Source organism: Pseudomonas sp. Ost2 (assembly GCF_018326065.1).
GTDB classification, from domain to species: Bacteria; Pseudomonadota; Gammaproteobacteria; order Pseudomonadales; family Pseudomonadaceae; genus Aquipseudomonas; species Aquipseudomonas gingeri.
The window spans coordinates 4,312,897-4,337,015 of the sequence record NZ_AP021904.1 but is presented as its reverse complement, the minus strand read 5'-3'; the positions used below and the strand labels follow the sequence as shown (position 1 = coordinate 4,337,015).

Genomic DNA, 24,119 nt, shown 5'->3' with positions numbered 1-24,119 from the left:
CCATGAAAGCCGTGTTCAAAGAGCTGGTTCGCGCGCCCTGGAGTGCGAAATTCGGATTCTGCGTGATTGTCCTGTATGTCCTGGTGGCGTTGCTCGCCCCGCACCTGGCGCCCCATGGCGAGACCGAGGTGGTGGGCGAGGGCTTCGCGGCCTGGGGCGCGCAGTTCCCACTGGGTACCGACAATCTCGGCCGGGACATGCTCAGCCGCCTGCTGTATGGCGCGCGCAATACCGTCGGTATCGCGTTTGTCACCACCGTGCTGGCGTTCCTCCTGGGCGGCCTGGCCGGGCTGGTCGCGGCGCTCAAGGGCGGTTGGATCGACATGGGCCTGTCGCGCTGCGTGGATATCCTGATGGCCATCCCGCAACTGATCTTCGCCTTGCTGATCCTCAGTGTGGTCGGCACCACGGCGACGTCGCTGGTGCTGGTGATCGCCTTGCTCGATTCGACGCGGGTGTTTCGCCTGGCGCGGGCAGTGGCGATGAACGTGGTGGTGCAGGACTTTGTCGAGGCTGCGCGGTTGCGCGGCGAAGGCTGGTGGTGGCTGGTACGGCGGGAAATCCTGCCCAATGCCGCCGCGCCGCTGATTGCCGAATTCGGCCTGCGCTTCTGCTTTGTCTTCCTGTTCATCAGTGCGCTGTCGTTCCTCGGCCTGGGTATCCAGCCGCCGACCGCCGACTGGGGCAGCATGGTGCGTGACAACGCCGTGCTGATCACCTTCGGCGACCTCACGCCGCTGTTGCCCGCGCTGGCCGTGGCCTTGCTCACGGTAGGGGTCAATTTTGTCGTCGACTGGATGCTCTACCGATCCAGCGGGCTCAAGGAGTGCTGAACATGAGTGAACCCAAGCGACCGCTGTTGCAGATCCGCAACCTGCAGATCGAAGGTTACTACGACGAGGCCTGGCACCGCCTGGTGCAGGGTATCGACCTGAGCCTGGCGCGGGGCGAGGTGCTGGGCCTGATCGGTGAGTCCGGCGCGGGCAAGTCGACCCTGGGCCTGGCCGCCATGGGCTATACCCGCGACGGCTGCCGGATCACCGGTGGCAGCATCGAGTTCGACGGCCAGGACCTGCTCCATTGTTCGGCCGAAACCCTGCGCAAGTTGCGCGGCCAGCGTATCGCCTATGTGGCGCAGAGCGCGGCGGCCTCGTTCAACCCGGCACATCGGCTGATCGACCAGCATGTGGAAACAGCGGTGATCAATGCCGGCATGAGCCGCGCCGAGGCCGAGGCCCAGGCCATCGAGCTGTATCGGCTGCTGCGCCTGCCCGAGCCGGAAACCATCGGCCGGCGTTATCCGCACCAGGTTTCCGGTGGCCAGTTGCAGCGGGCGATGACCGCCATGGCCATGGCCTGCCGGCCGGACCTGATCGTCTTCGACGAACCGACCACGGCCCTGGACGTGACCACCCAGATCGAAGTGCTGGCGGCGATCCGCGATGCGGTCAAGCGCCTGGGCATGGCGGCGATCTACATCACCCACGACCTGGCGGTGGTGTCGCAGATGGCCGACCGGATCATGGTGCTGCGCCATGGCAAACGGGTGGAAGAAGCACCGACGCGGCAGATGCTCAGTGCCCCGGAGCAGGCCTACACCCAGTCGCTGTGGGCGGTGCGCTGCTTCCGCACCGAGGCCAAGGCCCGACCGGGGCAGGGCGCACCCTTGCTCGAAGTGCGCAATGCCAGTGCCAGCTACAGTAGCCAGCCGGTGCTGCACGATGTCTCGCTGCAGTTGTACAAGGGCCAGACCCTGGCGGTGATCGGCGAGTCCGGCAGCGGCAAGAGCACCACCGCGCGACTGATCACCGGCTTGCTGCAACCCACCTGCGGGCAGGTGCTGTTCGACGGCGAGGTATTGCCGGCGGACTACCGGCGCCGCAGCAAGGCACAACTGCGCAGCATCCAGATGATCTACCAGATTCCCGATACGGCGCTCAACCCGCGCCAGCGCATCGTCGACATCATCGGCCGTCCGCTGGCGTTCTACCTCGGTCTCAAGGGCAAGGCCCTGCGTCAGCGGGTCGCCGAGTTGCTGGAAATGATCGAGCTGGACCCGGGCAAGTTCATGGAGCGCCTGCCGTCGGAGCTGTCCGGCGGGCAGAAGCAGCGCATCTGCATTGCCCGGGCCCTGGCCGCCGAGCCGCGGTTGATCATCTGCGACGAAGTGACTTCGGCCCTCGATCAACTGGTGGCCGAGGGCATTCTCAAATTGCTCGACCGGGTGCAGCGGCAACTGGGCGTGTCCTACCTGTTCATCACTCACGACGTGGCGACGGTACGGGCCATCGCCGATGAGGTGGTGGTGATGCAGCGCGGGAAGGTGGTCGATGCCGGCGCCCGGGACGTGATTTTCACGCCGCCACATCGCGACTACACCGGCCTGCTGTTTTCCTCGGAGCCGGAAATGGACCCGGATTGGCTGGACCGCATCCTGCGGCAGAGGGCCTCCATCGCCGCTCCGTTTGCAACACAACCCTTGTAGGAGCGGGCTTGCTGGCGATGGGGCCCGTGAGACTTGCAGCGGCTGATCGGCCGCCATCGTCAGCAAGCCGGTTCCTGCAAGGTGGTGGTGTTTTGAAGATAAGTGACTCTTTTTCGACCGTCAGGAATACCCATGAACGTATTGATCGTCCACGCTCACCCCGAACCGCAATCCTTCACCGCCGCCCTGCGCGACCAGGCAGTAACGACCCTGCAGGCCCAGGGCCATGACGTCCAGGTTTCCGACCTCTACGCCATGCACTGGAACCCGGTGGCCAGCGCCGAGGATTTCTCCGACCGGGACAACCCCGACTACCTGGTCTATGCCCTGGAACAGCGCCTGGGGGTCAAGACCCGGAGCCTGGCCGCCGACATCCAGGGGGAACTGGGCAAGCTGTTGTGGGCCGACCTGCTGATCCTCAACTTCCCGATCTACTGGTTCTCGGTGCCGGCGATCCTCAAGGGCTGGATCGACCGCGTGCTGGTGTCCGGGGTCTGCTACGGCGGCAAGCGTTTCTACGACCAGGGCGGCCTGGCCGGCAAGCAGGCGCTGGTCACCGTGACCCTCGGCGGACGTGAGCACATGTTCGGCGAAGACGCGATCCACGGGCCCCTGGAAGACATGCTGCGGCCGCTGCTGCGCGGCACCCTGGCCTATGTCGGGCTCGATGTGCTGCCGCCCTACGTGGCCTGGCACGTGCCCTATATCAGTGCCGAGGCCCGCGAACAATTCCTCGTCGGTTACCATCGGCGCCTGGAAAACCTCGACCAGGACAGCCCCCTGGTCTTCCCGCGCCTGGCACAGTTCGACGAGGCGCTGTATCCCATCCGCTGACCGCACGCTGTACAGTCAGCCATCGACGTTGAAGAGGACAGGAGCACCATGGCCGAGGAAACGCGTTTTCTGCGTATGGACCCCGAGTTGCGCAAGGCCAACCTGGTGGCGGCAACCCTGCGCTGCCTGAAGAAGTACGGCTTTGTCGGCACCTCGATCCGCAAGATCTGCGCCGAGGCCGGGGTGTCGGTGGGGCTGATCAGCCACCACTACACCGGCAAGGATGAGCTGGTGGCCGACGCCTACCTGCATATCACCGGACAGGTCATGAGCCTGCTGCGCCAGTCAGTGGCCAACGCCGGCAGTGGGGCCCGCCGGCACCTGTCGGCATTTTTCGAAGCGTCGTTTTCCGAAGGCATGCTCGATCCCGAGCTGCTGGAAGCCTGGCTGGCCTTCTGGGGCGCGGTGAAAACCGCCGACGCGATCAACCGTGCCCACGATCACTCCTATGGCGAGTACCGCACCATCATGGGCAATGCCCTGACCCTGCTGGCGGAGGAGGAGGGCTGGAGCGGTTTCGACAGCGGTCTGGCAGCCATCGGCCTGAGTGCCCTGCTCGACGGGCTGTGGCTCGAATGCGGCCTCAACCCGACCACGTTCACCCCGGCCGAGGGGGTGCAGATCTGCGAGGCCTGGGTCGATGGCCTGCAAATGGGCGGCTATCGGCGTTTCCTGCGCTGATCGCGGCTTGTTGATCAACTGTTCAGCAAGCGCTACAGTGCATCGAAAATTCCTACCGCTTCGCATAATTCCAAGAATCGGCCGCTCGCGGCACGAACAGGAGCCAGGTAATGAAGGTGATGCCGCGTGTGTTGATCGTCGAGGATGATCGGCTGGTCCGTGAACAGTGGGAGGCGTGCCTGACCCACGATGGGTATGAAGTCCACTGTGTCGACGGCGCCGAGCAGGCCGAGGCCTGCATGAGCCGTTTTCCAGTGGCCCTGGTGCTGCTCGATGGCCAGTTGCCGGGGGCGGACAGCCTGTATCTGACGCGCCAGTGGCGCGAGCGCTCGGAGGTCGGCATCATCCTTGTCGGCGAGCGCGACGATGATGCCGAACGGCTCGCCGGCCTGGAGTGCGGCGCCGACGATTACCTGATCAAGCCCTTGAACACCCGCGAACTGGTTTCCCGCGTTCGCAACCTCACGCGCCGGGTGTGTCATCTGCAATCGACCCTCTCGGCTCCCGCACAGCCTGCCGGGCATCTCAAGCATTTCGCCGACTGGACCCTGGACGCCGACCGCCGACGCCTGAAAGCCTGCGACGGCAGCGAAACCCTGCTCAGCCACGGCGAGTTCCAGTTGCTCAACGTGTTTATCCGCAACACGGGCCATACCCTCAGTCGCGACCAGTTGATGGAGCAGTTGCGCAACCGCGAATGGCTGCCCAGTGACCGCTCCATCGATGTCCTGGTCGGGCGCCTGCGGCGCAAGCTGCATGACGACCCGGCCGCGCCGGAACTGATCATGACCATCCACGGCGCGGGCTATCTGTTCACCGCGCGGACCTCAAGGGCGGCTTGAGCCAGGGCTCGGTGCATCAGAGACGAGTGGATTCGACCACGCGCGTCAACCCCACCTCCTTGACCAGCGTCTGGGTCAGGTCGTCGATGCTGGCGAACAGCCGCGCCTCGCTGAATCCCCAGCGCGGATGAACGATATAGAACTTGCCCGTGGCCCTGTCGGTCCGGATGATCGTCGTTGCCAGGGAACGATCCCTGGAACGATTGATCAGCACAGGCCCTTGTGGGCCTGTTTCGACCATGAACATGCCCGCGCGACTGAGTCGCGGATGGGTGTCGAGCCTGGGTTGGCGCAGGTAGGTGACATCGCTGAGTTCGGCCACTTGGCGCATGTTGCCTTGCTTGAGCACCCATAGCAGGTCGTCGATGCTTTTGTATTTGATACCACGGATGTTGAGAAGAGGGGCATCGACATGAAACGTCTCGTAGGGACGCCCTGAACGGTCGACAGACTGGCTGCGTACCACCGGCAGCTCCTGGGGGACTAGCAGGTCGGGGTCGATCGACTGGTGGACGATGATGTACTGATCGCCGCGTTGTTCGAGCAGGAAATCCCCTGCCTGCATCAGCAGCCCCCGGTGAGGTCTCGCGACCTGCGGCAGCGCTTGGGGCGCCACGTTCACTTCCAGCTTCGCGTCGGCTCGCACGAGCTGAATATCCCGTGCGAACTGGCCTTGAGTGAACTCTCCCGGATCACGCAGGACGCGCAGCGGCAAGGGCTGTCCGCCGACATCGACGGCACGCAGGTTGACGGCCCCCAACAGGTCGGCCAGGCCCGGGTCGCCGCGCACGGCGCTGGCATGTGAATCCTGGGTCAGGGCAACCCAGCGATGCGGGCCCTGTTGCAGTTGGTCCGTCTGGATGACTTCCCGGGCATGGTATTTCAGGGTCCTGGCCCGATCCGGGTGGTAGTTGCGTATGCCCTGGCGGTAGCTCGTGGCACAGTCGAGCGCCTGGACGCGAATGCCATGTCTTTGTGCGAGTTGAATCACCTCATGCAATGCATGCGGGCCGTCCGGGGCGATGTGCTGATCGATATCCAGCTGTCTCAGTGTGTCCCTCAGGCGTTGGGGCATGACGCCGGTACGATGGAAGTCGTTGAGGTGAACCTGGTCGAAGTCCGTCAGGAGGTTTTCCATGTACAGGGTCTTGACCTGGTGTTCGGTGGCGAACGCGCGCATGTTGTCGATCAGGAACTTGCGGCCGCCCTTTGCGTGGTAGGCCGCACTGAGGACGATACCGTTCCCGGTCCGGTAGCCACGTTCCATCAGTTGGCTCGCCAGCCCTGCGTCCAGCAGGTCGGGCGCCAGTGTCCTGGCCACGGGGGCCGGGCTTTCGGCGAAGAAACCTTGGGTGTCTTCGAGCAACCGCCGCGAGATGGCGTGCACTTGCACGGCGGCCTCGCGCTCCAGTGCGGAAGCACTCGGAATGAACCAACCGCGATCAAGCCTTCTGGTGGGCGTGCGAATCATCGCTTCGAGCAGGCTTCGGTGGGTGGCTGGGATCTCATAGCGTGCGGGGCCGACCGGCTCGGGCGCGCCCCCCACCAGACGGCCCCTGGGCCGTGGCTGCCAACCCTGGCCCACCCGTTCGAGCTCGATATCCTCCGCCCAGACGTGCTCCTTGAGCAGGTAACGCTTGCCGCCCCGGGAGCCGGTGCGGTACCAGGTGCCCTCCAGGTTCACGTACTGGTTCATGCGTGCCGTGCGGTCGACGAACAATCCGTCGCGATGGTAATTCAGTTCCGGCACGGTAGTGAGTTGATGGTCCTTGAGGTCCGCGGCTACAGACCTGAGCGATGTCGTCGGTGACGACTCGGCACTCAGCAGCAGTTGTCGGGAACCGTCCTGGCTCGCCCTCTGGGTCTTGACCAGGCGGGAAACCTTCGTCGTGGGCCATGGTCGTGCCTTGAGCAACAGGGGCTTGATCGTTTGCAGCGGCAAGGGCGCCGCGGCATCAAGGAGCGTCTGGATCAGTGCATCCGTTGCTTCCTGATGATGCCCCACGGCCAGGGCCTGGGTGACGTTGGCCAGGCCGTACAGGCCACGCAGCGCATAGATCCACAGGCTGAGCTGCAGGGGCGAGGCGCCGAGAATGACCTCAATGGTGAAGCGCCAGCTCACGTTGATCCAGTACCAGAGCGTTTCATGGTCCACTCGTTGGTTGCTGGCCCCGAGGTATTCGACGCTGCTGATCAGGTGCCGGGCCCTGGCTTCGTACAGCGTGCTGAACAGGTCGCCTTCGATGGGGAAGTAGCGGACCAGCGGGAACTGGCGCGTGAACAGCCGGGCCGGATCCCACTGTTCGTTCCGGGCGGCCCGTGCGATGCAATAGGGTTTCCACTCCGGCTGCTTGAGCAGCGCTTCGATCGCCGACAGGCCTGCCAGCTCGCGCCAGGCCTTGCCGTCGGGAGATTGCGGTGTGTAGAACAGCAGGCGACCGGCGGGATCGTCGCTGCTGATCACCAGCACCTCGTCGATACTCATGCCGTTGCGAGCCCCGTCCGTGCCGCCGAGCATCAGGTAGTTGGCCTGGACCTTGTAGCCGTCCAGCAGCGGGCGGCGCTGGGCCGACGGATGCTTGAGCAGGTGTTCGATGCGCCGGTAGCCACGTTCCAGGGCACTGCCCCTGGCGTCGAGAAAGTCCCCGCTCAGGCGTGCGACATAGGCCTGCAGTTTCATCCGCGCGCGTTGCCCTTCGATCCAGGCGGTGCGCACCGACGCCTGGTCCCGGCCGAGCAGTTTCTGTTCGAGCAGCGTCTTGTAGCTGCCGGGGGCATCCACGGCCCGGACGATAGCCCGGACCTGGCTGTCCGTCAGGCTCGACGGGGTGCCGTTCGGGTTGATGAGGATCGCCTTGAAACTGACCGTTTCGCCCAGGCGCGTGCCCTTGATGTTCTCCAGTGCCAGGGCCGTCAGCGACAGGCTGCGCGGGTGCATCCGGGTGACCGGTGGCTGGCTTTGCCAGGCCGGGCTCAGGTGGTGGGTGGTATGGGAGACATGCACCACGATGTCGTCGGGGGCGGCCTGGATCTGCGGGTAGTGCTGTTGCAGATGGCTCTTGAGCAGGCCCGCCGCATGGGCTTTCAGAGCCGGCAGATCGCTGAGCGAAGAGGGCACCGGGTTGGGTTCCAGCGTGGGGCGCCACAAGGTCGCGAGCCGGGTCTGTTCGTCCTGGCTGATGCTGTTGATCCGCTGCAGCAGGTCGCTGAACATCAGGTCGCGATTACGCCGCCTGAGGACAGGGGTGATATCCAGTGGCCCGGCCAGGCTGACGGCACTGTCCAGCTGCCGGGCGAACTCGACGACATCGTTGTGCAGGCCCGGCGCGCCTCTGACAAAGCGCCAGGTGTCGCTGAAATCCTCTTTCTGCCTGGCGAGCAATCCGTCCACCAGGAGCTGGAAGGGATCACCCTGTTCGGCCCGGTAGCTGAACGGCGCGCTGCCGTCGGCAGTGCTCGGCGGACGCCAGGTTCGCTGTCGCTGCGGCAGCAGTTCGAGCAGCGATTCGCGTTCGACCTTGTCATCGAGGCGCCGGACCAGGTTCTTTTCCAGGGCCTGCAACGACGCGAACGGCTCCAGGCCACGGCCGATCTGATAGAACAGCGCCGGCAGCTTGTGGGTGTCCCCGACGGGGCTGCGGGTGATGACCAGGCAGCCTTGCAGAATCAGGTCGGCTGGTCGCAGGGCGATGCGGTAGACGTGGATCGGTCCCTGCGCGGGGAATTTTTTCAGGCGTTGCTCATGGGTGGGCTGCTCCAGAACCCGCTCCAGGTCCTCGCGATGGCCTTTGTCCAGGCTCTGGTCCAGTTCGCGCAACTGCGCTTCCAGGCGCATCTGGGTCCGCAGGTTTTCCCGCAGCAGCGACGCGACGCTGGCCCAGAAACTGTCCAGGGCTTCGGTGAAACGCGTGTCGAAACCCAGGCCCGCGTCATCCAGGGTTTTGCCCAGGCGCCCGAGGTCCAGGCCGGCCAGTTGCTGTTCGTCGTAGACGCCGGTCGCACTGGCGTAGAGGCCGCTGGTGGCCGGGTCGAATGTTTGCGGGTTGCCAGCCAGATGCTCGACAAACACTTGCGTCAGCGTCTGCGACTGTCTGACACCGCGATAGCGCACTTGCTCGCCGCGCTCACCGCTGTCCGACAGGGGCCAGTAGAGGCTTTCCTCATAGGTGTTGAGGAAGATCGCATCGGGATCCTTCGAGGCGGCCTGGGGGAAATCACGTGCCAGTTGCCGGCTCAGCAGCAGCCCGGCGAACCAGTGGAAATTGGGTTGCTGGCGCGCCAGCATCAGGGTGCGGTCATTGGTGGCGGCCAGGGCATCGAAGGTTTCCCGCTGGCGCTGGGCGAGCAGGTCGGGGCCGGCGAAGGCACCGGGCGCGTCCTGCTGGTAGTCGTTGCCATCGGAAAGGCGGTGTAAGGGTTCCAAGGGGGAAAGTCCCAGCAAGGCGCGCAGATCGGCGCGTGAAAGAGGAGGGTGCTGGCGCAGCAGGCGCTGGATGGCTGGCCGGTCGGTCAGGCCGAGGGGCTGGCGCAGGGTGTCCGGCAGGGTTGCCAGGACCGCGGGCAGGTCGGGCTGCGCTGCCTGCTCCGGGCCTTCGGCGGCATGCAGGCTGAAACGGCCATCACGGCGCAGGATGATGTGGGTCTGTTCTGCCTGTGGCTCGCCGATGCCGGCCAGCAACGGGCCGTCCGGCGCCTGCTCGCGCAGTTCCAGGCGCACGCCGCTCGCTGGCCAGTCCGGCCAGGTGGCGAGGCTGTGCAGCAGCAGCCGCTGGGTGTCGTCGTTGTGTTGCCGGCTTTCCAGGAACAAGCCTTCATAGGCCTGGTTCAGACGTTCCTCCTGCAGATACCAGTGGGCATCCCGTGCCTGGTCCTCGCTCAGTTCGCCCTCGGACAAGGCCAGCGAATGAAGGTCGTGCCCGCTCGAGTTGGCGAGCAGTTCGTGGGCTGCCGCCCGGGACAGCCAGGGGACCTGGTCGCGCAGCAGGTTTTCCAGCGGATCGTGGGATTGCTGGCGGAAGGCGTGGAGGTTGTCGAACAGCGCCTCGCGGCGAGAGGACAATTGTGCGGCGGCCTGGCGCCTGAGTACCGACAACTGGCTGTCGAGGGTGGTGTACTGCCCGCCCAGCAATGACTCCCGCTGTTCCGTGCTCAGTTGTGGCAGGACGTGGCTCCACAGGTTGCCATCGAGTACTTGCGCCCGGCTGACCCGTATCCTCGGCAGGTCGGGCGAACGGTCGGGGCCGTATTCGGCCGCCGCCGTCTCTGCGGGCGGGTCGTACACTTGCAGCACGCTCGTCGCCGGCCAGAGCAGTTCCAGTCCGAGCAGTTGCAACTGCCAGGTCAGGCTTGTCGGCCGAGACATGGCGGGCGAGTCCTGGCTCAGCGCGTCGATGAAGTCCTGTATCTCCTGTTCCAGCTCGAAGCGCTGGCGGGTGTCGAACAGCAGCGCCGGCACCTGGCGCGATTCGCTGTAGGCGGCGCGCAGGGCGGGACTGTCGATACCGCTGGCCAGGCGGATGCAGCGGGCGGTCTCGGCGGGCAGGTCGGCGAGAAAATGCGCGATGGCGTGTTCCAGTGACACCGATGCGGCGTCGCTCGCGGGCGAATCGCTCGAGGTGATCGGGGGGCTCATGCTGAAGGTCCTTGTCGTTGCGGGAGGACCGTCATTCAACGCGCAAGCCGCAGACCGGGGGCGGTAGTTAATGCTGTGAGCGAGGATGTTCAAAGATGTAACAGGTCGGCGGACAGAGAAACCTGAGGCAGGGTTATTGTTATAAAAAACAACAGGTTGTATCGGTTTGTCGGGTTTTGTCGAGGTGTCCGGGGAGGATTGTGTCGCGCTATTGAACGAGTGTTTAATAGTGCCGGCGATCTCCCATCACCCCACCCCAACAAGACGAGGGCTAGCATGAGTTCCCAATCGACCCTGCAGGCTTCTTCCACCACGCTCACCGGCGGCCAGGCCCTGGTGCGCCTGCTGGCCCATTACGGTGTCGACACGGTGTTCGGTATTCCCGGCGTGCACACCCTGGAGCTGTATCGCGGCCTGCCCGGCAGCGGCATCCGCCATGTGCTGACCCGCCACGAGCAGGGTGCCGGTTTCATGGCCGACGGTTATGCCCGGGTCAGCGGTAAGCCCGGTGTCTGTTTCATCATCACCGGCCCTGGCGTGACCAACGCCGCCACCGCCATCGGCCAGGCCTACGCCGATTCGATTCCGCTGCTGGTGATTTCCAGTGTCAACCACACCGCCAGCCTCGGCAAGGGCTGGGGGTGCCTGCACGAGACCCAGGACCAGCGGGCGATCACCGCGCCGATCACCGCGTTTTCCGCGGTGGCCCTGAGCACCGACGACCTGCCGGAACTGGTCGCCCGCGCCTTTGCCGTGTTCGACAGCGAGCGGCCACGGCCGGTGCATATCTCGGTGCCGCTGGATGTGCTGGCCGGTGCCGTCAGCCGGGACTGGAGCGCTGAAGTGGTACGTCGCCCGGGGCGCGGGCTGCCGGGGCGCGAGGTCCTGGAAGAGGCCGCGCGGCGACTGCAACAGGCCCGGCGGCCGATGATCATTGCCGGCGGCGGTGCGCTGGCCGCCGCAGACGAGTTGCAGGCCTTGAGCGAACGCCTGGGCGCGCCCGTGTTCACCAGCGTCGCCGGTAAAGGCCTGCTGGCCCCGGACGCGCCGTTGAACGCCGGTTCCAGCCTGTGCGTCGAGCCCGGCTGGGAATTGATCGCCCAGGCCGATGTGGTCTTCGCGGTCGGCACCGAAATGGCCGATACCGATTACTGGCGGGAACGCCTGCCGCTGACCGGCGAGGTGATCCGGGTCGATATCGACTCACGCAAGTTCAACGACTTCTATCCCTGTGCCGTGGCCTTGCACGGCGATGCCCGGCAGACCCTGGCGGCCTTGTTGACGCAATTGCCGGCCCAGGTTCGCGATGCCCGGGAAGCGGTTCAGGCGGTGGCGAAGCTGAGGACGGCTGTACGCGCCGGCCATGGGGCGTTGCAGGCGATCCACCAGCAGATCCTCGACCGCATCGCGGCGGCGATGCCGGCCAACACGTTTATCAGCAGCGACATGACCCAGCTGGCCTACACCGGCAACTACGCCTTTGCCAGCCGGGCACCGCGCAGCTGGCTGCATCCCACCGGCTACGGCACCCTCGGCTACGGCTTGCCGGCGGGGATCGGCGCCAAGTTCGGCGCGCCCCGGCGGCCAGGCCTGGTACTGGTGGGCGATGGCGGTTTTCTCTACACGGTGCAGGAACTGGCCACCGCCGTTGAGGAACTGGACAGCCCGCTGGTGGTGGTGCTGTGGAACAACGATGCCCTCGGCCAGATCCGCGACGACATGCTCAGCCTGGATATCGAGCCGGTGGGCGTGTTGCCGCGCAATCCGGATTTCGCCCTGCTGGCCCGGGCGTTCGGTTGCAGTGTCTGCGAGCCGCAGAGCCTGGACGAACTGGAGCGCGATCTGCGCACGGGCTTCGCCCATGCCGGCGTCACCCTGATCGAACTCAAGCATGCCTGTGCCCGCTGATGCCTTGATGATCGTTCCCACGCTCCGCGTGGGAATGCCTCGCTGGACGCTCCGCGTCCGCTCTTGTGAGGCAGAGCGTCACGGGTTGCCTGCCCACGCAGGGCGTGGGAACGATCGGCGAATCCCGATGATGGAGAACAATAACAATGAATACCTACACCCATCTTTATATCAACGGCGACTGGGTCGTGCCCCATGGCAGCGGCGCCGCCGAAGTGATCAACCCGGCCACCGAAGCCGTGACCGGGCAGGTCCCGCTGGGCGATGAGCGCGATGTCGAGCGTGCCGTCACCGCCGCGCGCCGGGCCTTTGCCAGTTGGTCGCGTACCCCGGCCAGCGTTCGCGCCGGCTATATCCTGGCACTCGGCAGGCAGCTCAAGGCCCGCGCCGGGGAAATGGCCGCGCTGATCACTGCCGAGCTGGGCATGCCGGTGCAGTGGTGCCAGGCGGTCCAGGTCGACGGCCCGCTGGAGGGCCTGCTCAGCTATGCGCAAATCGCCACGTTGATGGAAGAGCAGCGCGAAGTCGGCAACTCCGTGGTGATCCGCGAGGCCGTGGGTGTCTGTGCCTTTATCAATCCGTGGAACTACCCGTTGCATCAACTGATCGGCAAGCTCGCGCCGGCCCTGGCGGCGGGTTGCACGGTGGTGGTCAAGCCCAGCCAGGAAACCCCGTTGCATGCCTTCCTGCTGGCCGAGATGATCGACGCCATCGGCTTGCCGCCCGGCGTCTTCAACCTGGTCAGCGGCCCCGGCGCCAAGGTCGGCGAAGCCCTGGCCCGGCATCCGGACGTGGACATGGTGTCGTTCACCGGTTCTACCGCCGCCGGCGTGCGGGTGTCGATGGCCGCCGCGCCGACGGTCAAGCGGGTTTGCCTGGAACTGGGTGGCAAGTCACCGTTCCTGATCACCGCCGATGCCGATCTCGCTGCCGCCGTGCGCCATGGCGTGCAGGACGTGATGATCAACTCCGGGCAGACCTGTACCGCCTTGACCCGCATGCTGATTCCCCGCAGTCGCTACGCCGAGGCCCTGGGACTGGCGCGGGCCGAGAGCGAAAGCCTCAAGGTCGGCGACCCGCTGGACCCGCAGAGCTTTCTCGGCCCGATGTGCTCGGCGTCCCAGCGCCGTACCGTGCTCGACTACATCCGCGTCGGCCAGCAGGAGGGTGCCCGTTTGTTGAGCGGCGGCGCCGAAGTGCCGAAGGGACTGGAACGCGGTTTCTACGTGCGGCCGACGCTGTTCGCCGAGGTCGACAACGCCATGCGCATCGCCCAGGAAGAAATCTTCGGCCCGGTGCTGTGCCTGTTGCCCTACGACGACGAGGAACAGGCCCTGCGCCTGGCCAACGAGTCGCCCTTCGGCCTGTCCAGTGCGGTCTGGGCCGGCACCCCGGCGCGGGCGTTGGAACTGGCGCGCGGACTGCGTGCCGGACAGTGCTTCGTCAACGGCGCGGCCTTCAACTACCGGGCGCCGTTCGGTGGCTACAAGCAGTCTGGCAACGGCCGTGAATGGGGCGAGGAAGGGCTGGCGGAGTTCGTCGAAACCAAGGCGATCCAGTGCTGAAAACCGGCACGACTGTCGTGAAAACGACCTGTTTGCGCTGAACGCGAAGCTGACGGATTTTTCCTATTGAACGAGTGTTCAGCTTCGTCTATGTTGGCTCCACCACCCCCGGCTGGTTGCGGGCTTGCGTTTCTTCAAATTCGAACGAGGCACTGGCATGCGGTTTTCACCTTTTGTTGAGCGGATCTCTGGTGACGGTGTGGCCGCCTGGGACATTCATCACGCGGCGTTCGAAGCCCAGCGCCGCGGCGAGGATGTGATCATCCTCAGCGTCGGCGACCCGGATTTCCCCACCCCCGATTTCATTACCGAAGCGGCCATCGAGGCTTTGCGCGAAGGCGACACCCACTACACCGAGATCGCCGGGCGCCTGGCCTTGCGCGAAGCCATCGCCGCACGCTACAGCCCGTTGTTCGACCGTCAGTTGCAGGCGGCGAATGTCATCACCGTGGCCGGGGCGCAGAACGCGTTGTTCATCACTTCCCTGTGCCTGCTCAACGCCGGTGACGAAGTGATTGCCCTGGACCCGATGTACGTGACCTATGAGGCCACCCTCAAGGCCTCCGGCGCGACCCTGGTACGGGTGCCCTGCGCGGCGGACTCGGGATTCCGCCTCGATGCCGCCTTGCTGGCCAGGGCCATCACCCCGCGCACCCGGGCGATCTTCTTCTCCAACCCGAACAATCCCACCGGTGTCGTGCTCAGTCGCGAAGAACTGCAAGCCATCGCCGACCTGGCGATTGCCCACGATCTGTGGGTGGTGGTCGATGAGGTCTATGAGAGCCTGGCGTTCGAGCGTGAGCATGTCAGCCTGGCGGCGTTGCCGGGCATGGCCGAGCGCTGCGTGACCATCGGCAGCCTGTCGAAATCCCACGCCATGACCGGTTGGCGCATTGGCTGGATCGTGGCCAATGAAACCCTGGTGGCTCATGCCGAGACCCTGGTACTGAGCATGCTCTATGGCTTGCCCGGCTTTGTCATGGAGGCCGCGCTCAAGGCGGTCCAGGCCCATGCCGAAGTGACCCGGGGCATGAGCGAGATCTATCGCCGGCGCCGCGACCTGGTGGTGCAGGGCCTGTCCGATTGTCCGGGCATCGCGGTGCTCAAGCCCGACGCCGGCATGTTCGTGCTGGTGGATGTACGCGAGACTGGCCTTACCTCCCTGGAGTTCGCCTGGCGGCTGTTCCGCGAGGCCGGCGTCTCGGTGCTCGATGCAGCGGCGTTCGGCGAGCCGGCGCAAGGTTTTGTGCGACTGTCCTTCACTCTTGGCGAGGAGCGCCTGGAGCAGGCCTGCCAGCGGATCCGCGGGTTTGTCGGGGTCCTCAACGGCGAGCCGCCACGGCCGCTGATCAGCCGTGTGACGACCCCTGGCGCGGCCGAACCTGCCGCTACCCGGACCATGATCGAGGTCGAGCGCCTGCACAAGCGCTTCGGCAATATCGAGGTGCTCAAGGGCGTGTCGCTGACCGCCCGCGAAGGCGAGGTGATCTCGCTGATCGGCGCCAGCGGTTCGGGCAAGAGCACCTTGCTGCGCTGCATCAACATGCTCGAAGTGCCGGACCAGGGCCGCATCCTGGTGGACGGCGAAAGCATTCACCTGAACTACGACCGCCCCGGCGCACCGCTGGTGGCCGATGCCAGGCAGTTGGTACGGATCCGTTCCAGCCTGGGCATGGTGTTCCAGAACTTCAACCTCTGGCCCCATCGCACGGTGCTGGAAAACCTGATCGAAGCGCCGACCCAGGTCCTGCGCGAGAGTCGTGCCGAAGCCATCGAACGGGCCGAAGCACTGCTTGAACGCGTGGGCCTCGCGGCCAAGCGCAACGAGTACCCGGCGTTTCTCTCCGGGGGACAGCAACAACGGGTAGCCATTGCCCGGGCCCTGGCCATGCGGCCCAAGGTCATGCTGTTCGATGAACCCACCTCGGCACTCGACCCAGAACTGGTCGGGGAAGTGCTGCGGGTGATCCGCTCCCTCGCCGAAGAAGGCCGGACCATGATCCTGGTGACCCACGAGATGGCCTTCGCACGCGATGTCTCTTCCAAGGTGGCCTTTCTGCATCAAGGGCTGATCGAGGAAACCGGTTCGCCGGATGAAGTGTTCGTACACCCACGCAGCGAACGTTGCCGACAATTCGTCAACGCTCATCAGACTCGCTAACGCATCATAAAAAGACGGGGCAACATCATGGGAAATCGACGTTTGGCAAACTGGTTGACGGGCGTGGTCTGTGTCCTGCTGGCCGGCATGGGCGCGGCACAGGCCGCACCCATCCGCTTCGCGGTTGCGGCCGAACCCTATCCGCCGTACACCGAGAAGCAGGCCAATGGTGAATGGAAGGGTTTCGAGGTCGACCTGATCCACAAGCTGTGCAGTGAAATGAAAGCCGAATGCGAGATCAAGGAGGTGGCCTGGGACGGAATCATCCCGTCGCTGCTGGCGAAGAAGATCGACGTGATCTTCTCCTCCATGTCGGTGACCGAGGAACGTGAGAAACAGATCGCTTTCAGCAAGGCCTATTACGATTCGGTGATCGCCATTGTCGGGCCCAAGGGCACCACGGTGAAGAAATATCCGGATGACCTCAAGGGCAAGATCATCGGCGTGCAGAACTCCACCGTAAGCGCCAGCTACCTGAAGGCCTATTACGAGAAGATCGCCGATGTGAAGTACTACGACACCCAGGACTCGGCCAACGCCGACCTGATTGCCGGGCGCATCGACCTGATGATGGCGGACGGCACGGCCATGACCGCGTTCGTCAAGACTCCGGATGCCAAGGACCTGGCCTATCTCGGCGCGGTGCCCTATGACCCGATCTTCGGCAAGGGCGTGGGTGCCGGCCTGCGCAAGGACGACACCGAGCTCAAGGCCCGCCTCGACAAGGCGATCCAGACCCTGCTGGCGAGCAAGGACTACGATGATCTCTCCCAGAGCTATTTCGGCACCAGTGTGAAACCGGCGTTCTAGCGTCCGATCGTTCCCACGTTCCAGCGTGGGAATGCCTCACAGGACGCTCCGTGTCCGCTGTGTGGCGCAGAGCATCACGGCTGCATGCCCACGCCGAGCGTGGGAACGATCAAACCGGCGTTCTAGCGTCCGATCGTTCCAACGCTCCAGCGTGGGAATGCCTCACAGGACGCTCCGCGTCCGCTGTGTGGCGCAGAGCATCACGGCTGCATGCCCACGCTGAGCGTGGGAACGATCAACCTGTAGGAGCTGGGAGCCAGCAATGTTCGAATTGATCAATTTCAGCGAACAGGGATGGGGCAATGCGCTGTTGAAAGGGCTCTGGATGACCCTGCAGATTTCCGCCGGGGCCTTTGTGGTCGGGCTGTTCATCGGGCTGGTGGTGGCGTGCCTGAAGCTCGGCGCGCCCAAGCCGGTCGCGGCGCTGATGCGCGGCTACACCACGTTGTTCCGGGCGGTTCCGGAGTTGTTGCTGATCCTCCTGCTGTACTACGTCGGTTCCATGCTGCTCAACTCGCTGATGGCGCAGTTCGGCCAGGAGGCGGTGAATGTCAGCGGCCCGCTGGCGGCGATCCTGGTGCTGGGGCTGGTCCAGGGCGCCTATGCCTCGGAGATCTTCCGGGCGGCGATCCAGGCGATCCCCTACGGCCAGATCGAGGCGGCACGGGCATTCGGCCTGAGCGGTTTCGGCCTGTTCCGGCGGGTCACGCTGCCGATCATGGCGCCCTATGCCATGGCCGGTATGGCCAACCTGTGGATCAACCTGATCAAGGACAGTGCCCTGATCAGCGTGGTCGGGACCAACGAGTTGTTGTACACCGCCAAGCAGGGCGCGGGTTCGACGCGCCACTACCTGTTGTTCTACCTCACGGCTGCCGCGCTGTATTACGCGGTGACGCTGGTGTCCAACTACCTGTCGGGACGGCTTGAGCGACGCATCCGTCGCTGGATGCCTTTGGCTGAGTGAATGAAATGATTCCAGCGTGGATACTCGAATACGCGGCGTTGTTGGGCCGCGGATTGCAAACGACCATCAGCCTCCTGCTGATCTCCAGCGTGCTGGGGTTCGGGCTGGCGGTGCTGGTGGCCCTGGCCAGGTTGTCGAAAAACCGCCTGGTCGCCAAGGCCAGCCTGTTCTACACCAGCGTGCTGCGCGGGACGCCGCTGCTGATCCAGATCTACATCTTCTACTACGGGCTGGGCAGCCTGTTCGCCCAGTTCCCGTTGATTCGCGGCAGTTTCCTCTGGCCCTACCTGCGTGACGGCTACTGGTACATCGTCTTCGCCCTGGTGTTGTCGGTGGGCGCCTATGTCGGCGAGGTGATCCGCGGTGGCCTGCTGGCAGTGCCCAAGGGCGAGATGGAAGCGGCCTCGGCCTTCGGCATGACCCCGCGCCAGTCGCTGTTGCGGGTGCGCCTGCCACGGGCCATGCGCCTGCTCTTGCCCACCCTGGCCGGGGAGACGGTGATGCTGCTCAAGTCCACGGCGCTGGCCTCGACCATTGCCGTGATCGACCTGCTGGGCGCGGCCAACGTGGTGCGGGCCCAGACCCTGCAGGTGTACCAGCCGCTGCTGCTGGTGGCCGGGGTCTATATCTGCCTGACTTTCCTGATCGAGGCACTGTTTGCCTTCGCCGAACGGCGCGGAACGCCGATGCGCAGGTCGGTGTGAGATGAGTGCGCCTCGGGTTGACCGGTCGTTGCAGGGGATTGGCCTGTGCACCCTGGGCTATGCCTTCCTGGCTCTGCAGGACGCCGCGATCAAATGGCTGGTGGCCGATTATTCGGTGGTCACCATCCTGTTCTGGCGGGGTGTCGTGGTGGTGCTCGCCTGCCTGCTGGTGGGCCGCCTGCGCCTGGTCCGGCGGGCCTGGCGTTCGCCGAGCCGGCGGCTGCTGGTGGTGCGTGGCCTGCTGTCGATCGTCGCCTGGCTGCTGTACTACACGGCGGCCCGCGACCTGACCCTGGCGGAAATGACCACCCTGTATTTCTCGGCGCCGATCATGGTCACGGTGCTGGCGGCGGTCATCCTCAAGGAGCATGCCAGCGGGTGGCAGTGGTTCACCCTGATCGTCGGTTTTGTCGGTGTGGTGATCGCCTGTCGGCCCAGCCATATGGCCGACCCCTGGCCGATTGTGCTGACCCTGCTGGCGGCCCTGTGCTGGGCCTTTACCTACATCCAGTTGCGCCAGGTGGACGAGCAGACCTCGGTGCTGGAGCAGATGCTGATCACCAACGTGGTGTTTGTCCTCTGCATGGCGCTGGCGCTGCCCTGGACCCATACCCCGGCGCCGACTCCGGCCTGGCTGGGCATGCTCGCGGCCGGGCTGGTGGGCGGGATCGGCCAGTTCCTGCTGTTCGCCAGTTTCCAGCGCGCCACGGCGACCCTGCTGGCGCCGTTCGAATACACCGGGCTGATCTGGGCGTTCCTGCTGTCGAACCTGATCTGGGGCACGCTGATGGATGTGTCGCTGATGATCGGTGCCGGGCTGATCGCGGTCAGCGGCACCCTGGCGATGATCTTCGGCCGTCACCCGTCACAGGACGTCGTCGGTGCCGAATGCTCCGTGTCGCAACCCCTTTATCCAGCAACGACAGATATGGAGGCCGTTGGCGGGGCTGAAGGTCTCGGGGTTCAGGCACCACTCGAGCCAGAGTCCGTCGAGCATCGCCGATAGGCCGATGGCGGCCAGGCGACTGTCGTGGATGGCGAAGCCCTCGGCGGCGGCCAGGTCGTCGAGTAGCTGACGGATCAGGTCGAGGTAGGCGCGATAGCTTTTTTCATGGGATTGGCTGACGTGTCCAGAGTGGCGGATCAGGCTCCAGAAGACCACCCAGACCCCGAGCAACTGCGGGTCCATGATCCGTGGCGAGAAGGAACCGACCAGGAAGGCATCGAGCTTTTCCGCGGCGCTGCCGGCCTGCCGGACTTCTTCGAGCAGGGTGCTGGTCAGTTCGCTGGCGAGCTTGTGGTAGGTGTCGGCGATCAGCGCATCGATGGTGCCGAAGTGGTGGTTGAGCAGGCCGACGGAGACTCCGGCCTCGGTGGCGATGCGCCGCACGGAAATGCCGGCATGGCCGTCCCGGGCCAGGCAGCGCAGGGCGGCGGCGATCAGCAGGTCACGGCGCTCGTCGGGTTCGGCGCGGCGAAATTTGCGGGTGTCGGTGCTCACGGGAGTCCTTGTCTGGAGTGCTCTGAAATGCCATGGCGGTATCACCGGCGCCGTCGCGGGCAAGCCCGCTCCCACGGGGGCACACAAGATCCGCGCCTGGCTCTGACCGTGTGGGAGCGGGCTTGTCCGCGAAGAGGCCCGCAAGCACGACATGAAGTGGGTGGATGTTAGTTGAACGTACGTTCAATTTCCATGGCTGGCAACAATGATTTTTAACGGTCACGACGGGAGGGCAAGGCTATGGCACGGGATATTTCGTTCAGTGTATGCAACAACAATGGCGATGCGGTGCGGGTCGGGGCCTGGCGCTTCGAGGGCGATGGCAGCGGACCGAAGGTGCACCTGCAGGCCGGGGTCCATGCCGATGAAATCGCCGGGATGCTGGTGCTGCACCTGTTGATGCAACGGCTGGCCGTCGCCGAGGCCGCGGGCCGGCTCAAGGGCAGCGTGACCGTGGTGCCCCAGGCCAATCCCCTGGGGATCGGGCAATTTCGCCAGGGGCGGATCCTCGGACGTTTCCACGATGCCACCGGGCAGAACTTCAACCGCTCGTTCGATCAGTCGGCGGCGCTGGCCCGGCCCTCGACCAATGTCCAGGAATGGCAGCAACAACTGGTGCAACTGGCGGCACCGGCGGATGTGATGCTCGACCTGCACACCGATGACGAAGCCCTGCCTTATCTCTACGTGCACCGCAGTTTCTGGCCCCGTGGCCGGGCGCTGGCGGCCGCGATGAAGATGGATGTGGCAATCATCTGGGACGAGGGCGGCGATGGCTCCTTCGAGGAAACCATCATTGCGCCCTGGCTGCGTGATGGCGACACGGCGCGGCACATGGCTGCGACCCTGGAGCTGCGCGGGCAGGGCGATGTCAGTGACCGCTTCGCCCAGCAGGACGCCGAGGGCCTGTACGCCTGGCTCTGCGGCCAGGGGGTGATCAGTGGGGAAGCGGCGGCGGACGACTGGCCGGTGGAGGCCATGGAGATGGGCCATATGGAAACCATCCTGGCCCCCCAGCCCGGTGTGCTGATCTTTGAAAAGGACCTGGGCGACCGGGTCGAGGAAGGCCAGCGTTTTGCACGGATCCTCGGGCGCCCGGGCGATCCGTCGTCGGAGGTGATCCTGTACGCGGAGCAGGCCGGGCGAATGGTGACGCGTTATCGCGATCGCCTGGTGTCCCAGGGCATGGTCGTGGCGAAGTTCACCGGTAGCCGCGTATCGCGCAACTGGAGCGGCGGCCTGCTCGATCCGAACTGAGACAGCCTGCTCATCCCGCCAGGCTCATGTCGCGCGGCATGGCCGCACGCACCAGCAGGCTGGCGTGCTGCCGTTCCATCGCCCGCACGTCTTCGGCCAAGTTATCCAGCAGGGTCCGGCCGCGGGGCGTGAAATCGCGACTGCCGGCCAGTTCCGGCAGGGCCCGGCCGAGGCCGCGCAGGCTGAACACCAGGTGTTCTTCGGCCCGTTGCATTTCACTGGCCGGGCGCTGGCGCACGTGCTCCAGGTACTTGGCCCGCATCAGTTGGGCGAAGAACGCCTGGAAGTATTCGTCCAGGGCACAGGGCCGGTTTGACCAGGGCAGGAAATACAATCCCTGCGCTGCCACCTGCGGGTCGATCACCGGGCTGACTTCCTCGATGTAATACAGCAGTTGATGGGCGGTTTCGCGCACCAGCGACTCTTCGACATCGAGGAGCGAATGGTCCTTGGCCGACAGCAGGATCGTGCCGCTGTAGCGAGCGGCCGAGCCACTGCGGAAGGTGCCGTCCGGCAGGTAGCAGATCAGCTTGACCAGATGGCGGAACTGCTCGTGGCAGCCGGGCCAGGTCATGGCGATACGGGACAGGGCGACATTCACCACATCGCTGAAGAAATGGATGGAGTAACCGCAGTCTTCGAGGTGTTGGCGCGTGGCGGCGTCTTCGGGAAAGTCGTAGCAGGGCGCGAGCACCCCGGCGATCAGCGGGTCGATATCGAACCGCTGGATGGGCGGACGGTGGGTGTAGGCATGGTCGGTGGCGGCGCGGGAAATCCGTTGCAGAATATCCGGCAGTTCCTGGAGGCCGCTCTGCAGCGGCGCAAGATCATGGCGCGAGCCATCGAGCACTTCGCGGGTCATCTGGACGACGCGCCGGGCCCAGATCTGGAACACCGACTCATTGATGATTGTCCGCCGCTGGGCCACCGGCAGCAGGATCAGGTTCGCGGTACTGGCAAAGAACTCGTCGAGTTCGGTGGAACCGGGAAACAGTCGATAAGCCTCGGCATACAAAGCGGCGAGGGTGGTGTAGCGATCCTGGCTGATCTGGTCCAGCAGGCGATAGAAACGATCCGGTGTCGAGTCGGGCAGGAATGTATTGCGCTCGAACAGATCGTCAAGTTGGGCGTTCTGGGCTGGGTGCATGATACTTGACCTTTTTATACAAGTTTCCGTGCTGGGGGATAAAGTCCATTTACAGGTCTTTGTTCAGCGTTCAGGGTATTTCGTGGAGAATTTTTATTATTGATTGAAACGCTCACGCTATAACGACCGGGTTTTGTTTTTCAATATTCATGGTTGTTTTTATAACGTTGTTTTTTATTTTAAGGACTGGGAAGTTACTGGCATGTTTTAGTGTGCGGGATAGTTCTGTAGGTCAATTCCATTATTGTTGTTTGTATTTGTTCGGCGACCTGAGCGGCGGGGGCTTTTCGCTTGGGACGCTGGGGCGCGGGAGGCCGGATTCGAGCCTCGCGACCGGTGACCGACTGGTGGTGCTTGTCAGGAAAATCCCACAAGAGTACAAATGTACTCCATGACGACTTTAAGCCCCCGCCGTTCCGCCATCCTGACCTTTATCCGCGACCGTATCGCGGAAAACGGCCAGCCCCCGAGCCTCGCCGAGATCGCCGAGGCCTTTGGTTTTGCCTCGCGCAGCGTGGCGCGCAAGCACGTGGTGGCGCTGACCGAAGCCGGTTTCATCGAGGTCAATGCCCATCAGGCACGGGGTATCCGCCTGCTGAATCAGCCCGCGCGTCCGACCCTGCTGGAAATCCCATTGCTCGGAAGGGTGGCGGCCGGCGTGCCGATCGATGTCGATGCCGAGGTCCACAGCCGCCTGTGGCTCGATCCGGGGCTGTTTTCCCGGACCCCGGATTTCCTCCTGCGGGTACAGGGCGACTCGATGGTCGGCGACGGCATCCTCGATGGCGACCTGGTGGCGGTGCGGCGCAATGTCGAAGTACGCAACGGCCAGATCGTCGTGGCCCGGCTCGACGGCGAGGTCACCATCAAGCGTTTCGAGCGCACGGCGAGCGGGGTCCGCCTGCTGGCCCGCAACCCGGCCTATGCCCCCATCGTTGTCGACCCGGAACACCAGGAACTGGCCATCGAAGGGGTGTTCTGCGGCCTGGTGAGGCAAGGTTGATGGGCGCCGTGGTTGCGCTGGACGCGCTGCTGGACGAGCGCCGGGTCTGGAAGGGCCGGCCGACGGCACAGGCACCGAGCCTGCACGCGACCGGGCATGCCGCGCTGGACGCGGTGCTGCCCGGCGGCGGTTGGCCGGAATCGGCGCTGACGGAAATCCTCATCGCCGGTGAGGGCGTGGGCGAGTTGCAACTGGTCTGGCCGACCCTGGCGCGGCTGTCGGCGAAGGGCGAACGTATCGTCCTGGTGGCTCCGCCCCATGTGCCCTATCCCCAGGCGTGGTTGAGCGCGGGCGTGGACCTGCGACAGTTGTCGGTGATCCAGGCGGCACCTCGGGACGCCTTGTGGGCGGCGGAACAGTGCCTGCGCTCCGGTAGCTGCGGGGCGGTCCTGTGCTGGCCGCAACAGGTCGATGACCGCGCCCTGCGCCGTTTGCAGGTGGCGGCGGAAACCGGCCAGACCCTGGCGTTTGCCTACCGCTCGCTGGAGGCGGCGCTCAACCCTTCGCCGGCGGCCCTGCGGCTGGCCATCGATGGCCGGCCCGCGCAACTGCGGGTGCTCAAGTGCCGTGGCGGCCTGGCCCATGCGGCGCCGATCGCCTTCAGCGCAGGGCATTGAGGTTG

General features: G+C 65.0%; 17 protein-coding genes and 1 pseudogene. 15 read left to right on the top strand and 3 right to left on the bottom strand.

The window, feature by feature from the left end:
* Positions 1-2: 2 nt before the first annotated feature.
* From KI243_RS19015 to KI243_RS18995, 5 genes are all read left to right on the top strand, one after another.
* Positions 3-833 carry an ABC transporter permease gene (locus tag KI243_RS19015; protein WP_212809743.1) on the top strand — a complete coding sequence of 277 codons (831 nt, stop codon included), beginning with the start codon at positions 3-5 and terminating at the stop codon, positions 831-833.
* A gap of 2 nt (positions 834-835) precedes the next feature.
* Complete coding sequence (locus tag KI243_RS19010; protein ID WP_212809741.1) at positions 836-2,485, top strand: ABC transporter ATP-binding protein; 1,650 nt, start codon at positions 836-838, stop codon at positions 2,483-2,485.
* 132 nt (positions 2,486-2,617) lie between these two features.
* On the top strand, positions 2,618-3,319 hold the full coding sequence (locus tag KI243_RS19005; RefSeq protein ID WP_212809739.1) for an NAD(P)H-dependent oxidoreductase: 702 nt from the start codon (positions 2,618-2,620) through the stop codon (positions 3,317-3,319).
* Positions 3,320-3,367: 48 nt separating this feature from the next.
* Positions 3,368-4,000 carry a TetR family transcriptional regulator C-terminal domain-containing protein gene (locus KI243_RS19000; protein ID WP_177087951.1) on the top strand — a complete coding sequence of 211 codons (633 nt, stop codon included), beginning with the start codon at positions 3,368-3,370 and terminating at the stop codon, positions 3,998-4,000.
* Between the two features lie 116 nt (positions 4,001-4,116).
* Positions 4,117-4,842 (top strand): response regulator transcription factor, encoded by a 726-nt coding sequence (locus KI243_RS18995; protein ID WP_212811228.1) that lies wholly within the window; start codon positions 4,117-4,119, stop codon positions 4,840-4,842.
* A gap of 16 nt (positions 4,843-4,858) precedes the next feature.
* Here the strand turns inward: KI243_RS18995 and KI243_RS18990 are convergent, their stop codons facing one another.
* On the bottom strand, positions 4,859-10,474 hold the full coding sequence (locus tag KI243_RS18990) for a DUF6543 domain-containing protein (RefSeq protein ID WP_212809736.1): 5,616 nt from the start codon (positions 10,472-10,474) through the stop codon (positions 4,859-4,861).
* 276 nt (positions 10,475-10,750) lie between these two features.
* Between KI243_RS18990 and KI243_RS18985 the strand changes: the two genes are divergently transcribed.
* The 7 genes from KI243_RS18985 (at position 10,751) to KI243_RS32910 (ending at position 19,595) form a co-directional block, all read left to right on the top strand.
* Positions 10,751-12,382, top strand: a complete 1,632-nt coding sequence (locus KI243_RS18985) for a 5-guanidino-2-oxopentanoate decarboxylase (protein ID WP_212809733.1) — start codon at positions 10,751-10,753, stop codon at positions 12,380-12,382.
* Positions 12,383-12,528: 146 nt separating this feature from the next.
* Positions 12,529-13,947, top strand: a complete 1,419-nt coding sequence (locus KI243_RS18980; protein ID WP_212809730.1) for an aldehyde dehydrogenase family protein — start codon at positions 12,529-12,531, stop codon at positions 13,945-13,947.
* Between the two features lie 157 nt (positions 13,948-14,104).
* Positions 14,105-16,108, top strand: a complete 2,004-nt coding sequence (locus tag KI243_RS33090; RefSeq protein WP_212809728.1) for an aminotransferase class I/II-fold pyridoxal phosphate-dependent enzyme — start codon at positions 14,105-14,107, stop codon at positions 16,106-16,108.
* Between the two features lie 27 nt (positions 16,109-16,135).
* Positions 16,136-16,918 (top strand): transporter substrate-binding domain-containing protein, encoded by a 783-nt coding sequence (locus tag KI243_RS18970; RefSeq protein ID WP_212809725.1) that lies wholly within the window; start codon positions 16,136-16,138, stop codon positions 16,916-16,918.
* Positions 16,919-17,180: 262 nt separating this feature from the next.
* Positions 17,181-17,885 carry an ABC transporter permease subunit gene (locus KI243_RS18965; protein WP_017125292.1) on the top strand — a complete coding sequence of 235 codons (705 nt, stop codon included), beginning with the start codon at positions 17,181-17,183 and terminating at the stop codon, positions 17,883-17,885.
* A 5-nt stretch (positions 17,886-17,890) separates the two neighbouring features.
* Complete coding sequence (locus KI243_RS18960) at positions 17,891-18,589, top strand: ABC transporter permease subunit (RefSeq protein WP_017125293.1); 699 nt, start codon at positions 17,891-17,893, stop codon at positions 18,587-18,589.
* Position 18,590: 1 nt separating this feature from the next.
* A complete protein-coding gene (locus tag KI243_RS32910) occupies positions 18,591-19,595 on the top strand; it encodes a DMT family transporter (RefSeq protein WP_244861742.1) in 1,005 nt (334 codons plus the stop codon).
* On the opposite strand, the pseudogene KI243_RS18955 reads toward KI243_RS32910, so the two are convergent.
* Positions 19,551-20,243, bottom strand: a pseudogene (locus KI243_RS18955) (TetR family transcriptional regulator C-terminal domain-containing protein); the annotation flags it as partial. The gene KI243_RS32910 and the pseudogene KI243_RS18955 overlap by 45 nt on opposite strands.
* Before the next feature lie 87 nt (positions 20,244-20,330).
* Here KI243_RS18955 and KI243_RS18950 point away from each other — a divergent pair.
* Positions 20,331-21,347 carry a succinylglutamate desuccinylase/aspartoacylase family protein gene (locus KI243_RS18950; protein ID WP_212809722.1) on the top strand — a complete coding sequence of 339 codons (1,017 nt, stop codon included), beginning with the start codon at positions 20,331-20,333 and terminating at the stop codon, positions 21,345-21,347.
* A gap of 10 nt (positions 21,348-21,357) precedes the next feature.
* Here KI243_RS18950 and KI243_RS18945 read toward each other — a convergent pair whose 3' ends face one another.
* Positions 21,358-22,494: an HEXXH motif-containing putative peptide modification protein gene (locus KI243_RS18945; protein ID WP_212809719.1), complete on the bottom strand. Its 1,137-nt coding sequence runs from the start codon at positions 22,492-22,494 to the stop codon at positions 21,358-21,360.
* A 382-nt stretch (positions 22,495-22,876) separates the two neighbouring features.
* On the opposite strand from KI243_RS18945, the gene lexA reads away from it, so the two are divergent.
* Together lexA and imuA are read left to right on the top strand one after the other, a co-directional pair.
* Positions 22,877-23,497, top strand: a complete 621-nt coding sequence (lexA, locus tag KI243_RS18940) for a transcriptional repressor LexA (RefSeq protein WP_212809717.1) — start codon at positions 22,877-22,879, stop codon at positions 23,495-23,497.
* Positions 23,497-24,114: a translesion DNA synthesis-associated protein ImuA gene (gene imuA, locus KI243_RS18935; protein WP_177128834.1), complete on the top strand. Its 618-nt coding sequence runs from the start codon at positions 23,497-23,499 to the stop codon at positions 24,112-24,114. The genes lexA and imuA overlap by 1 nt, the downstream gene beginning before the upstream one ends.
* Positions 24,115-24,119: the final 5 nt, after the last annotated feature.

What these genes read in the sequence shown, in the direction of transcription:
- KI243_RS18960 (WP_017125293.1), top strand. Translation starts at nt 17,891, where the DNA reads ATGATTCCAGCGTGGATACTCGAATACGCGGCGTTGTTGGGCCGCGGA.
- KI243_RS18945 (WP_212809719.1), bottom strand. Translation starts at nt 22,494, where the DNA reads ATGCACCCAGCCCAGAACGCCCAACTTGACGATCTGTTCGAGCGCAAT.
- KI243_RS18965 (WP_017125292.1), top strand. Translation starts at nt 17,181, where the DNA reads ATGTTCGAATTGATCAATTTCAGCGAACAGGGATGGGGCAATGCGCTG.
- KI243_RS33090 (WP_212809728.1), top strand. Translation starts at nt 14,105, where the DNA reads ATGCGGTTTTCACCTTTTGTTGAGCGGATCTCTGGTGACGGTGTGGCC.
- KI243_RS18980 (WP_212809730.1), top strand. Translation starts at nt 12,529, where the DNA reads ATGAATACCTACACCCATCTTTATATCAACGGCGACTGGGTCGTGCCC.
- KI243_RS19005 (WP_212809739.1), top strand. Translation starts at nt 2,618, where the DNA reads ATGAACGTATTGATCGTCCACGCTCACCCCGAACCGCAATCCTTCACC.
- imuA (WP_177128834.1), top strand. Translation starts at nt 23,497, where the DNA reads ATGGGCGCCGTGGTTGCGCTGGACGCGCTGCTGGACGAGCGCCGGGTC.
- KI243_RS19015 (WP_212809743.1), top strand. Translation starts at nt 3, where the DNA reads ATGAAAGCCGTGTTCAAAGAGCTGGTTCGCGCGCCCTGGAGTGCGAAA.
- KI243_RS32910 (WP_244861742.1), top strand. Translation starts at nt 18,591, where the DNA reads ATGAGTGCGCCTCGGGTTGACCGGTCGTTGCAGGGGATTGGCCTGTGC.
- KI243_RS18950 (WP_212809722.1), top strand. Translation starts at nt 20,331, where the DNA reads ATGGCACGGGATATTTCGTTCAGTGTATGCAACAACAATGGCGATGCG.
- KI243_RS19010 (WP_212809741.1), top strand. Translation starts at nt 836, where the DNA reads ATGAGTGAACCCAAGCGACCGCTGTTGCAGATCCGCAACCTGCAGATC.
- KI243_RS18990 (WP_212809736.1), bottom strand. Translation starts at nt 10,474, where the DNA reads ATGAGCCCCCCGATCACCTCGAGCGATTCGCCCGCGAGCGACGCCGCA.
- KI243_RS19000 (WP_177087951.1), top strand. Translation starts at nt 3,368, where the DNA reads ATGGCCGAGGAAACGCGTTTTCTGCGTATGGACCCCGAGTTGCGCAAG.
- KI243_RS18985 (WP_212809733.1), top strand. Translation starts at nt 10,751, where the DNA reads ATGAGTTCCCAATCGACCCTGCAGGCTTCTTCCACCACGCTCACCGGC.
- lexA (WP_212809717.1), top strand. Translation starts at nt 22,877, where the DNA reads ATGTACTCCATGACGACTTTAAGCCCCCGCCGTTCCGCCATCCTGACC.
- KI243_RS18970 (WP_212809725.1), top strand. Translation starts at nt 16,136, where the DNA reads ATGGGAAATCGACGTTTGGCAAACTGGTTGACGGGCGTGGTCTGTGTC.